Here is a 12,989-nt window from a genome sequence, read left to right as displayed (position 1 = left end):
CCCGAACACGGCGAGCGCCACAAACTTTCATTCTCCGTCTCCATTCCAGGCCATGACAAACATAAGGAGTGAGAAAATAGCCCCTTTTGGGTAAATGTTTTTGACGCAAATCAAGCGCTTGTCATTTAAAAAATCACACAAATTGCGCTTGATCGCAAAATTTCGTTAGAGATCAGATTCCTGGCGCTTTACTTCCTGCCAGACTTCTTCCATCGCGTCGAGGTCAATACCGGTCATTTCCAGGCCTCGTGAGGCGACAATCCGCTCTACTTCGCGAAAGCGGCGTTCGAATTTCAGGTTGGCTTTTTGCAGTGCCGTTTCCGCTTTTACACCCAGGTGGCGAGAAAGGTTGACGGTCGCAAACAGCAGATCGCCCATCTCTTCCTCAAGCTTTGCTTCATCCACCACTGCCTGCTGCGCTTCGTGCATGACTTCGTCAATCTCTTCGTGCACTTTATCCAGCACCGGGCCGAGGGAGGTCCAGTCAAACCCCACCGCGGAGCAGCGTTTCTGGATTTTGTGCGCGCGCATCAGCGCGGGCAGGCTCAGCGGGATATCATCCAGCGCGGAGTGCTGGGATTTTTCTGCCCGCTCTGCGCTTTTGATCTGCTCCCAGCGGGCCAGCACTTCGGTGCTGTTTCCTGCGGTAGCATCACCGAAAATATGGGGATGACGGCGCTCAAGCTTGTCGCTGATGGCAGCGCAAATATCGTCAAAGTTAAAGCGCCCTTCTTCCTGCGCCATCTGCGCGTAGAACACCACCTGGAACAGCAGATCGCCCAGCTCGCCGCGCAGGTCGTCAAAATCTTCACGGGAAATGGCGTCCAGCACCTCGTAGGTCTCTTCAAGGGTGTACGGGGCGATGGTGGCGAAAGTCTGCTCTTTGTCCCACGGGCAGCCGTTTTCCGGGTCGCGCAGGCGTTTCATGATGCCGAGCAGGCGGTCGATTTGAGTCATAGTTCTGTCCTGATGAAAAAATGCCGGGGGGCGGCGTTGCCTTACCCGGCCTACGGAAGAGGATGTTTAGCCGCCGTGCAGACGACGTGCGTCAATCACATCCGGCACCTGGTTCAGCTTGCCGAGCACGCGGCCCAGCACCTGCAGGTTGTAGATTTCGATAGTCATATCGATGGTGGCAAGCTGCTCGCGGGTATCGCTGCGGCTGGCGACGCCCAGCACGTTGACCTTCTCGTTGGCGAGAATAGTCGTGATGTCGCGCAGCAGGCCGCTGCGGTCGTTGGCGGTAACGCGCACCACCAGCGAGTAGCCAGCGGAATAGCTTTCCCCCCAGACCGCTTCCACGATGCGCTCCGGCGCATGGGACTGCAGCTCGGCAAGCTGGTCGCAGTCGGAACGGTGAATCGAAATTCCGCGCCCCTGGGTGATAAAGCCGACGATATCATCCCCTGGGATTGGCTGGCAGCAGCGAGCAATGTGGTGCATCAGGTTACCGACACCTTCGACCACCACGCGGCCGTTGTCCTTGCTGCGCTGCTGCGGCGCGTAGGTTTTCTGCTGCAGCTGCTTCAGTGCCGCCGCGTCCTGCTCTTCCGCGCTTGGCTTATTGAACTGCGCCTGCAGGAAGTTCACCATCTGATTCAGACGAATATCACCGCCGCCAATGGCCGCTAACAGCTCATCAAGCTCGTTGAAGTTGTAGCGCGGCAGCAGGAATTTCTCCGCCTCTTTCAGACTGATTCCGATATGCTCCAGCTCGTCGTCGAGGATCTGACGACCGGCAAGGATATTCTTGTCACGATCCTGTTTACGGAACCAGGCGTGAATTTTCGAGCGTCCGCGGCTGGTGGTGACATACCCCAGGTTCGGGTTAAGCCAGTCCCGGCTCGGGTTCGGCTGCTTCTGGGTAATGATTTCAATCTGGTCACCCATCTGCAGCTGATAGGTGAACGGTACGATACGCCCGCCAATTTTCGCCCCGATGCAGCGGTGCCCCACATCGCTATGGATGTGGTAGGCAAAATCGAGCGGCGTAGAGCCGGCCGGCAGGTCAACAACGTCCCCTTTCGGCGTAAAGACATACACCCGATCATCAAAGACCTGGCTGCGCACTTCGTCGAGCATCTCGCCGGAATCGGCCATCTCTTCCTGCCACGCAATCAGCTTACGCAGCCAGGCAATGCGGTCTTCGTGGCCTGAACGCGCCCCGCCGGACGTGCCTTCTTTGTATTTCCAGTGCGCGGCAACGCCCAGTTCGGCATCTTCATGCATCTGTTTGGTGCGGATCTGAATCTCGACCGTTTTACCGCCCGGGCCAAGCACCACGGTATGGATAGACTGATAGCCGTTCGGTTTGGGGTTGGCGACATAGTCATCGAACTCATCCGGCAGATGACGGAAGTGCGTGTGTACTATCCCCAGCGCGGCGTAGCAGTCCTGCAGACGCTCCGCCACGATACGCACGGCGCGCACGTCAAACAGCTCGTCAAAGGCGAGGTGTTTCTTCTGCATTTTGCGCCAGATGCTGTAGATGTGTTTTGGTCGACCGTAGACTTCGGCGCGCACGTTCTCTTCTTTCATCGCCTGACGCAGGCCGCCGACAAACTCCTCGATATAGTGCTCTCGGTCGATACGGCGCTCGTGCAGGAGTTTGGCAATCCGTTTATATTCCGCCGGGTGCAGATAGCGGAAGCAGTAATCTTCCAGCTCCCATTTCAGCTGACCAATCCCTAAGCGGTTCGCCAGCGGCGCATAGATGTTTGTACACTCTTTGGCGGCCAGCACGCGCTCGTCTTCCGGCGCATCCTTCACCTCTCGCAGGTGGGCAATACGCTCGGCCAGCTTGATGACCACGCAGCGGAAATCATCCACCATGGCCAGCAGCATCCGGCGAACGTTATCGACCTGCTCTGAGGAGACGGAATCGGTGTGCGCGGCTTTAAGCTGGCGGATAGCCGCCATATCGCGTACGCCGTGGATCAGCGCGACGACGGATTTCCCGACGCTGTCGCGCAGCACGTCTTCGCTGACCACGTCCGCATCCGCAAGGGGGAACAGCAGCGCGGCCTGCAGCGTTTCGATGTCCATGTTCAGCATGGACAGGATTTCAACCATCTCCACGCCGCGCCACAGGAGAAGATCGGCGTCGGGATGCCCCTGCGTGGTGCGCAGACAATAGGCCCAGGTTTCGGTTAAGCGTTCACACGACTGCTGGCTGGAAATTCCCAGACTTGCGATCCATTTTTGTGGGTCAAACTCCCCAGCTTTATTGAGATGTGCACTTCTTACCGCAACCATTGTCCTCTCCTTTAGGGACCAGGGCCTGTCGAAGTCGACAAGCCAAACAAATTAGATGTGCTCGAACAACACCATCGATTCCAGATGCCCAGTGTGCGGGAACATGTCCAGCATTGCCAGACGCTGAATCTGGTAACCCGCGCTGAGTAATGCCTCGCTGTCCCGGGCAAGCGTTGCCGGGTTACAGGAAACATAGACCACGCGCTTCGGCGCGAGTTTAATAATATGTGCCATCACGCCCGGGGCACCGGCACGTGCCGGGTCGAGCAAAATTTTATCGAAGCCCTGTTTTGCCCACGGCTGTTGGGTGACATCTTCCTCAAGATTTTGATGAAAGAATGTCACATTTTGCAAGCCGTTCTGCCGCGCGTTCTCCTGCCCTTTCGCCACCAGCGCCTCAACGCCTTCCACGCCGACGACGCTGGCCGCTTCTCGCGCCAGCGGCAGTGTGAAGTTGCCCATTCCGCAGAACAGATCGAGCACCCGGTCGCTTTTCTGAACATCCAGCCACGCCAGCGCTTTCGCCACCATCTGCTGGTTAACGCCATCATTGACCTGAATGAAATCTCGCGGACTGAACGTTAAGCGTAGTCCGTTTGACGCATACCAGGGCGCCTCACCGGTAACCTGTTCAAGTATCTCGCTTTGTGGTGCAAGGAAAAGCGCCAGGTCGTGGGAATGCGAAAAGCGTTCCAGTTTTTCGCGATCTTTTTTCGACAACGGCGCGGTATGGCGCAGCACCATCAGCGGGCCATTGTTTGCCATGACCAGTTCGACATGCCCAAGATGGCGAACGCCGTCCAGCCCGGAGAGGCAGATGCGCACTTCCGGAAGCAATGCCTCAAGATGGGGCACCAAAATGGGGCACTGCTTCACATCAACGATGTCGCTGGAGCCAGCCTTGCGAAACCCCATCTCCAGCCGCTCCGTTTTTGGCTGATAGCTGAGGCTCAGGCGTGCGCGACGACGATAGCCCCAGGGCGCATCGGCAAGAATTTCGTTAACGTCATGTTTAAGCAGACGCGCCAGCGCGCGGCTTTTGCTTTTTTGCTGTAATTCTGTGCTTGCGTGCTGTTGCTGGCAGCCGCCGCACACGCCAAAATGAGGACAGCGGGGCGCCACTCGCTCCGGGCTGTCGTTGAGTCGACGCTTAACCTGCCCGCGCGCAAACTGGCGTTTATCTTCCGTCAGCGTAATTTCTGCTCGTTCTGCTGGCAGTAAACCTGTTATAAACAGAGCCTTACCATTGTGGCGTGCCACTCCCTGACCAAACGGATCAAGGTCCGTGGCCTCAACAGTGATGATTTGACGCGTCGTCACGCGTCGCTTTGCAGAGTAGAATTGCGCCATCGCCGAGATTTTTCTCACATAAACATAATTATCTTAATTGTCCCATAACGGAACGCCATGACCAACTACAGCCTGCGCGCGCGCATGATGATTTTGATCCTCGCCCCCACCGTTCTCATCGGTTTGCTGCTGAGTATCTTCTTTGTGGTGCACCGCTATAACGATTTGCAGCGACAGCTGGAGGATGCAGGCGCCAGCATTATCGAACCGCTTGCCGTCTCCAGCGAGTACGGCATGAACCTGCAAAACCGCGAATCCATTGGGCAGTTAATCAGCGTACTCCACCGCCGCCACTCGGACATCGTACGCGCCATTTCCGTTTACGACGAACATAACCGCCTGTTTGTCACCTCGAACTTTCATCTCGATCCGGCGGCTTTAAAGATCCCGGATGGTACGCCGTTCCCGCGTCACCTCACCGTACTGCGGCGCGGCGATATCATGATCCTGCGCACGCCGATCGTGTCGGAGAGTTATTCCCCCGATGAGTCTGCGCAATCCGACGCCAAATCCAGCAATAATATGCTGGGATATGTGGCGCTGGAGCTGGATCTCAAGTCGGTCCGGCTACAGCAGTACAAAGAGATTTTCATTTCCGGCGTGATGATGCTGTTCTGCATCGGCATTGCGCTGATCTTCGGCTGGCGCCTGATGCGCGACGTGACGGGTCCCATCCGCAACATGGTTAACACGGTTGACCGCATTCGCCGGGGACAGCTCGACAGCCGTGTGGAAGGGTTTATGCTGGGCGAGCTGGATATGCTGAAAAACGGCATCAACTCGATGGCGATGTCGCTGGCGGCCTATCACGAAGAGATGCAGCACAACGTTGACCAGGCGACGTCCGACCTGCGCGAAACGCTGGAGCAGATGGAGATCCAGAACGTTGAGCTGGATCTGGCGAAAAAACGCGCTCAGGAAGCCGCGCGTATTAAATCGGAATTCCTTGCCAATATGTCGCACGAGCTGCGCACGCCGCTCAATGGCGTGATCGGCTTTACCCGTCTGACCCTGAAAAGCGAGCTGAATCCTACTCAGCGCGATCACCTGCACACCATTGAACGCTCGGCCAACAACCTGCTGGCGATCATTAACGACGTGCTGGACTTCTCCAAGCTGGAAGCGGGCAAGCTGATCCTCGAGAGTATCCCCTTCCCGCTGCGCAGCACGCTGGATGAAGTGGTGACGCTGCTCGCGCACTCGTCGCACGACAAAGGCCTGGAGCTGACGCTTAACATTAAAAACGACGTGCCGGATAACGTTATTGGCGATCCGCTGCGCCTGCAGCAGGTTATAACCAACCTTGTCGGGAATGCCATTAAGTTCACCGAAAGCGGTAATATCGACATCCTGGTAGAGAAACGCTCGATCAGCAGCAATAAGGTCCAGATTGAAGTCCAGATCCGCGATACCGGCATCGGTATTCCGGAGCGCGACCAGTCGCGTCTGTTCCAGGCGTTCCGTCAGGCGGATGCTAGCATCTCCCGCCGTCATGGCGGTACCGGTCTGGGGCTGGTGATCACCCAGCGCCTGGTGAACGAGATGGGCGGCGATATCTCTTTCCACAGCCAGCCAAATCGCGGTTCAACTTTCTGGTTCCACATTAATCTGGACCTCAATCCGAACGTGCTGACCGATGGCCCGGTGACGGACTGCCTGAAAGGCAAGCGTCTGGCCTACGTTGAACCTAACGCTGCGGCGGCGCAGTGTGCGCTCGACATCTTAAGCACCACGCCGCTGGAGGTGGTCTACAGCCCAACCTTCTCCGCTCTGGCCGTTGAGCATTATGACATCCTGCTGATGGGGATCCCGGTCACCTTCACCGGCGAGCTGACCATGCAGCAGGAGCGGCTGGCGAAAGCCGCGTCGATGACCGACTACCTGCTGCTGGCGCTGCCTTGCCACGCGCAGCTGAATGCAGAAGAGTTGAAAAATGACGGAGCCGCCGCCTGCTTGCTTAAACCGCTCACTGCGACCCGCCTGCTGCCCGCGCTCACGGAATATTGCCGTCTTAGCCAGCATGCCCTTCCGCTGATTAACGATGAGCAAAAATTGCCGATGAGCGTGATGGCGGTGGATGATAATCCGGCCAACCTGAAGCTCATTGGCGCATTGCTTGAAGACCAGGTTCAGCATGTTGAACTGTGCACCAGCGGCGTGCAGGCGGTTGAACAGGCTAAGCAGATGCAGTTCGATTTAATCCTGATGGATATTCAGATGCCGGGCATGGACGGCATTCGGGCCTGCGAGCTGATCCACCAGCTGCCGCATCAGCAGCAAACGCCAGTTATTGCTGTCACCGCGCACGCGATGGCGGGCCAGAAGGAGAAGCTGCTGAGCGCCGGGATGAATGACTATCTGGCAAAGCCCATCGATGAAGAGAAACTTCATAGCCTGCTGTTGCGCTACAAGCCGGGTCATATTGGCGGAACGTACACGGTTTCCAGCGAGCAGGCTGAGATAAGCGTTAATCAGAACGCCACCTTTGACTGGCAGCTTGCGCTGCGCCAGGCGGCAGGTAAACCCGATCTCGCCCGCGACATGCTGCAAATGCTGGTCGCGTTTCTGCCGGAAATTCGCAATAAGGTGGAAGAGCAGCTGGTGGGTGAAAACCCGGAAGATCTGCTGGACGCAATCCACAAGCTGCACGGCAGCTGCGGGTACAGCGGCGTACCGCGGCTGAAAAACCTCTGCCAGCTGCTGGAGCAGCAGCTGCGTGCGGGCACGCCGGAATCGGAGCTTGAACCGGAGTTCCTGGAGCTGCTGGATGAAATGGATAACGTGACGCGCGAAGCGATGAAGGTATTGGGGATCTGAGGTAGAAGCCCGCTTAACGGGCCTACAGGTGCACTAACGTAGGCCGGGTAAGGCGAAGCCGCCACCCGGCAATCACAGCTAAAATGTCTGCCCCACTTTGAGCACCGCCGCGATATTTCTTGCGGCCATCCTGACGTTCTCGCCGGCATTTTCCAGCGCGTCTTCCAGCGAGCAGATGGTGTAGATCACGCTGAACACCGCATCAATGCCGTGATCGTGTACCACGCCAACGTCCGCCGTCAGGCTTCCTGCAATGCCGATAACGGGTTTGTTAAAGCGTTTCGCCACCTTCGCCACCCCCACCGGGACTTTGCCGTGGATCGTCTGGCTGTCAATGCGGCCTTCACCGGTGATCACCAAATCCGCATCGGCCACCTGGTCGGCCAGGTGTAGCGCATCGGTCACGATCTCAATGCCCTGGCGCAGCTGCGCGCCGCAAAAGGCGTAGAGCGCCGCGCCCATGCCCCCCGCTGCGCCGCCGCCAGCAAGGTTTAGCACATCAATATCCAGGTCCCGGGCAATCACGCTCGCATAGTGCGCAAGCGTGTTGTCCAGGGTGACGATCATCTCGGGTGTAGCCCCCTTCTGCGGGCCGAATACCGCTGACGCGCCGTCCTTCCCGGTAAGCGGATTGGTTACATCGCAGGCCACCTCAATCCGGCACTCCGCCAGACGTCTGTCCAGCCCGCTCAGGTCGATACGCGCGAGTTTTCCCAGCTCGCCCCCGCCCAGCCCAAGGGGCTGTTCATTGTCGTCCAGCAGCTTCGCCCCCAGCGCCTGCACCATGCCTGCACCGCCGTCATTGGTCGCACTGCCGCCAATGCCAATAATGATATGCTTAACGCCTGCGTCCAGCGCGTGACGAATCAGTTCGCCCGTGCCCCAGGAGGTGGTTTTCAGCGGATTACGCAGCGAAGGTGCAACCAACTCCAGGCCGCTTGCCGCCGCCATTTCAATAAAGGCGCTCTGCTTATCTCCGGATAAGCCATAGAACCCCTCCACGCGCTCGCCCAGCGGGCCGGTCACCGGAACATGCACAATGCTTCCCTGCGTTGCTGCGATCATCGCCTCAACCGTCCCTTCGCCACCGTCCGCGACCGGCAGTTTCACATAAACCGCCTCGGGAAAGATCTCGCGAAAACCACGTTCTATCGCTGTCGCAACCTCAAGCGCACTCAAACTTTCCTTATACGAGTCCGGTGCGATAACAATTTTCATAAGCCATCCTTACGCATAGTCGTTACGTTAAGCATACACCACGTAAAAGACCGCTCATGGGAGCGGTCCCAATGCGTTTATCGTACCATGCACGGACGTTTATTGTCGAATGTCCAGTCCGGGATCAAATACTGCATCGCCATCGCATCGTCGCGCGCGCCCAGACCGTGTTTCTGATACAACTCATGGGCCTTCATGACCTGGTCCATATCCAGCTCAACCCCCAGCCCCGGCGTGGAAGGCACCTGCACCATGCCACCTTTGATCTCAAACGGCTGCTTAGTCAGACGCTGATTACCTTCCTGCCAGATCCAGTGGGTGTCGATAGCGGTGATGGTGCCCGGCGCGGCGGCGGCGACGTGCGTGAACATCGCCAGAGAGATATCGAAGTGGTTGTTGGAGTGCGAACCCCAGGTCAGGCCAAACTCATGGCACATCTGTGCCACACGCACCGAGCCCTGCATCGTCCAGAAGTGCGGGTCAGCCAGCGGAATGTCGACTGACTGGAGGGATAAGGTATGCCCCATCTGACGCCAGTCGGTAGCAATCATATTGGTCGCGGTTGGCAGCCCTGTAGCGCGACGGAATTCCGCCATCACTTCACGGCCAGAGAAGCCTTGTTCAGCGCCGCATGGATCTTCCGCATACGCCAGCACGCCTTTCAGCTGCTTGCCGATCGCGATCGCTTCATCAAGCGACCAGGCGCCGTTCGGATCCAGCGTCACGCGCGCCTGCGGGAAGCGTTTTGCCAGCGCGGTGATGGCTTCCGCCTCTTCTTCACCGGCCAGCACGCCGCCCTTCAGTTTAAAATCGTTGAAGCCATATTTCTCGTAAGCGGCTTCCGCCAGGCGCACCACCGCATCCGGGGTCATTGCCTCGTCGTGACGAAGCCGGTACCAGTCGCATTGTTCTTCGGGCTGGCTCTGGTACGGCAGTGGCGTCAGCTTGCGGTCGCCGACAAAGAACAGATAGCCCAGCATTTCCACTTCGCTGCGCTGCTGCCCCTCGCCCAGCAGCGACGCAACGTTAACGCCCAGATGCTGACCCAGCAGATCCAGCATCGCGGCTTCAATTCCGGTCACCACGTGGATAGTGGTGCGCAGATCGAAGGTCTGCAGGCCCCGGCCCCCGGCATCGCGATCGGCAAAGGTATTGCGCACGGTGTTGAGGACATTTTTGTATTCGCCCAGCGTTTTGCCCACCACCAGCGGAATGGCCTCTTCCAGGGTTTTGCGGATCTTCTCCCCGCCCGGAATTTCGCCCACGCCGGTATGGCCAGCATTGTCTTTGATAATGACAATGTTGCGGGTAAAGAACGGCGCGTGCGCGCCGCTCAGGTTCATCAACATGCTGTCATGGCCCGCAACCGGAACGATCTGCATGGCGGTGACGACAGGGGTAGAAAAAGTACTCATCATTCAATCCTTTTATCAGTGACGTCCGAAAACAGGGCGCTTACGGTCAAATGTCCAGCCGGGAATAAGGTACTGCATCGGGCCCGCGTCGTTACGCGCGCCGCCCGGCAATTTTTTATACGCCTCATGGGCTTTCTGGATCCGATCCCAGTCCAGCTCCACGCCCAGGCCCGGCGCATCCGGTACGGCAATTTTGCCCTCTGTGATTTCCAGCGGATTTTTCGTCAGGCGGGCTTCCCCTTCCTGCCAAATCCAGTGGGTGTCGATGGCGGTCGGGTTACCCGGCGCTGCGGCGCCAACGTGGGTAAACATCGCCAGCGAAATATCAAAGTGATTGTTCGAGTGACAGCCCCAGGTGAGCCCCCAGTCATCGCACAGCTGGGCCACGCGCACTGCGCCGGAAAGCGTCCAGAAGTGCGGGTCCGCCAGCGGTATGTCGACGGCGTTCAGCATCACTGCGTGACCCATTTCGCGCCAGTTCGTGGCGATCATATTGGTCGCCACCGGCAGCCCGGTGGCACGACGGAACTCGGCCATCACTTCGCGGCCCGAGAAGCCCTGCTCCGCGCCACAGGGGTCTTCCGCATAGGTCAGGACATCCCCCAGCCCTTTGCACAGGCTAATGGCTTCATCCAGCAGCCATGCGCCGTTGGGATCGACGGTGATCCGTGCATCCGGGAAGCGCCTTTTCAGCGCCCGGGCCGTTTCAATCTCCTGCTCGCCGGGCAGTACGCCGCCCTTCAGCTTGAAATCCTTGAAGCCGTAGCGATCCTGCGCCGCCTCGGCCAGCCGCACCACCGCGTCGCTGGAGAGCGCCTCCTGGTGGCGCAACTGATACCAGTCGTGGTCGCCCGCGGTTCGGGCCAGATAGGGGAGATCGGTTTTATTGCGATCGCCAACGTAGAACAGATAGCCCAGCACGGTGACCGCATCGCGCTGTTTGCCGGGCCCCAGCAGTTCGCAGACCGGGACATTGAGCGCCTTCCCCAGTAAATCAAGCAGAGCCGCTTCCAGGGCGGCAACCGCGTTGACGCGCAGTTCAAACGTCCAGGCACCTTTTCCGAACGTCTCAAAGTCTGCCGACTGATTGCCCTTATGCACCCGCTGAACCACCTTGTTCAGGCGGGCAATCTCCTGCCCCACGACCTGCGGAATGGCATCGACCAGCGTCTGGTAAATCACCTCTCCGCCTGGCGCCTCGCCCACGCCGGTATTTCCTGCGCTGTCTTTCAGCACGACGATATTACGGGTAAACCAGGCGTTATGCGCACCGCCAATATTGAGCAGCATGCTGTCCTGCCCGGCCACCGGGATGACCTTCATCTCAGTGATGGTTGGGCTCGATTGCGTTGTCATCAGCCACGCTCCGCAACAGGTTTAAGTTCGACGCGTTTGATATCCCCCACCAGCACCAGGTAACTCAGCACCGCCACCAGCGCATGCACACCCACGTAGATTAGCGCACCGTTGAACGATCCGGTGGTGCCGACGATGTAGCCGATAGCGATGGGTGTAACAATCCCGGAGATATTGCCAAACATGTTGAACAGACCGCCGCTCAGGCCGCTGATCTCTTTCGGGGCCGTATCCGCCATCACCGCCCAGCCCAGCGCGCCAATGCCTTTGCCGAAGAAGGCCATCGCCATAAAGCCGATAATCATCCACTCGGCATTGACGTAGTTACAGAACACCATGGTCATGGAGAGCAGCATGCCGAGCACGATAGGCGTTTTACGCGCGATGTTCAGGGAACCGGTGCGGCGCATCAGCCAGTCGGAAATGACCCCGCCGAGCACGCCTCCCACGAAGCCGCAGATGGCCGGAACCGAGGCGACAAACCCCGCTTTCAGAATCGACATGCCGCGTGCCTGCACCAGGTAAACCGGGAACCAGGTGATGAAAAAGTAGGTCAAGGCGTTGATACAGTACTGGCCCAGATAGATCCCGATCATCATGCGCGAACCGACGAGCTGCCTGATCTGCGCCCATTTCTGGCTGAACGGGACTTTCGCCGTCGAGGATTTCTGATCCATGTTGATCAGCGCACCGCCTTCTGCAATGTACTCCAGCTCTTTTTTGTTTACGCCAGGATGCTGGTTGGGTTCGTGGATCACTTTCAGCCAGATAAAGCTGATGACGATCCCGAGTCCGCCCATAAAGAAGAACACGTGCGACCAGCCCACCTCATGGGTCAGCCAGCCCATAATGGGCGCAAAGATCACCGTCGCGAAGTACTGTGCGGAGTTAAAAATCGCTACCGCCGTTCCCCTCTCCTGCGCCGGGAACCAGGCCGCCACAATGCGGCTGTTGCCCGGGAAGGAAGGCGCTTCCGCTAACCCCACCAGGAAGCGCAGCGTGAAGAGCGCCACGATAATGCCGAAGCCGCTGAAGATATCGACGAAACCCTGCAGCAGGGTAAAGGCAGACCAGATGAAGATGGACCAGAAATAAACCCGTTTAGAGCCAAAGCGGTCCAGCAGCCAGCCGCCAGGAATTTGCCCGATGACGTAGGCCCACGAGAAGGCGGAGAAAACGTAACCCATGCCCACGGGATCGAGGCCGATATCTTTTGCCATTTCCGAGCCGGCAATCGACAGTGTGGCGCGGTCACCATAGTTAAAGGACGTGACGATAAACAGCATCACCACTATCCAGTAGCGGGCATTGGTGCGCTTTTCAGCGCTGCTCGCTGCGTGGCTTAATGAACTCATTGTTGCACTCCTGAAACATAGCTTTCGCCTGGTTCATTCTGTACAGCACCGGTAGGGTAAGCAGAATGAGATTGATTTTGTCGTTTTGGTACGGCCTGAAGCCGTTTTATCGTGACCGGAAAAGTATATGAAGGAGTGCCTCTTCACCTCACCGTGCAAAAACACAGTATTAAAGGGTGTGAGGGAGGTTGTTTAGGGCATAAGCCCAGAGGAGTGGAAGGTG

8 protein-coding genes are annotated in these 12,989 nt (G+C 58.0%); 1 reads left to right on the top strand and 7 read right to left on the bottom strand.

Annotated features, from left to right (window positions below; all coding sequences use genetic code 11):
* Window positions 1–165: 165 nt before the first annotated feature.
* The 3 genes from mazG to rlmD form a co-directional block, all read right to left on the bottom strand.
* The gene (mazG, locus tag F3J31_RS13915) at window positions 166–957 is read right to left on the bottom strand and encodes a nucleoside triphosphate pyrophosphohydrolase (RefSeq protein ID WP_167213662.1); all 792 of its coding nucleotides are present in this window, start codon (window positions 955–957) and stop codon (window positions 166–168) included.
* 66 nt (window positions 958–1,023) lie between these two features.
* Window positions 1,024–3,255 carry a GTP diphosphokinase gene (relA, locus tag F3J31_RS13910; RefSeq protein WP_008499628.1) on the bottom strand — a complete coding sequence of 744 codons (2,232 nt, stop codon included), beginning with the start codon at window positions 3,253–3,255 and terminating at the stop codon, window positions 1,024–1,026.
* 51 nt (window positions 3,256–3,306) lie between these two features.
* On the bottom strand, window positions 3,307–4,605 hold the full coding sequence (rlmD, locus tag F3J31_RS13905; RefSeq protein WP_048029198.1) for a 23S rRNA (uracil(1939)-C(5))-methyltransferase RlmD: 1,299 nt from the start codon (window positions 4,603–4,605) through the stop codon (window positions 3,307–3,309).
* 57 nt (window positions 4,606–4,662) lie between these two features.
* Between rlmD and barA the strand changes: the two genes are divergently transcribed.
* Entirely contained in the window at window positions 4,663–7,422 is a 2,760-nt protein-coding gene (barA, locus tag F3J31_RS13900; RefSeq protein WP_167213659.1) for a two-component sensor histidine kinase BarA, read from the top strand.
* A gap of 78 nt (window positions 7,423–7,500) precedes the next feature.
* On the opposite strand, the gene F3J31_RS13895 is transcribed toward barA, so the two are convergent.
* The 4 genes from F3J31_RS13895 to gudP form a co-directional block, all read right to left on the bottom strand.
* Complete coding sequence (locus tag F3J31_RS13895; RefSeq protein ID WP_167213656.1) at window positions 7,501–8,640, bottom strand: glycerate kinase; 1,140 nt, start codon at window positions 8,638–8,640, stop codon at window positions 7,501–7,503.
* Window positions 8,641–8,717: 77 nt separating this feature from the next.
* Window positions 8,718–10,058, bottom strand: coding sequence for a glucarate dehydratase (gudD, locus tag F3J31_RS13890; protein WP_045908470.1), 1,341 nt, complete (start codon window positions 10,056–10,058; stop codon window positions 8,718–8,720).
* Between the two features lie 12 nt (window positions 10,059–10,070).
* Window positions 10,071–11,411, bottom strand: a complete 1,341-nt coding sequence (locus F3J31_RS13885) for an enolase C-terminal domain-like protein (protein ID WP_045908469.1) — start codon at window positions 11,409–11,411, stop codon at window positions 10,071–10,073.
* Window positions 11,411–12,766, bottom strand: coding sequence for a galactarate/glucarate/glycerate transporter GudP (gudP, locus tag F3J31_RS13880; protein WP_032675441.1), 1,356 nt, complete (start codon window positions 12,764–12,766; stop codon window positions 11,411–11,413). Before gudP ends, F3J31_RS13885 begins: the two co-directional genes overlap by 1 nt.
* Window positions 12,767–12,989: the final 223 nt, after the last annotated feature.

The organism is Enterobacter sp. Acro-832 (assembly GCF_011752745.1).
In the GTDB taxonomy this organism is placed as follows: domain Bacteria; phylum Pseudomonadota; class Gammaproteobacteria; order Enterobacterales; family Enterobacteriaceae; genus Enterobacter; species Enterobacter quasiroggenkampii.
This window is presented reverse-complemented; position numbering and strand designations above follow the sequence as displayed.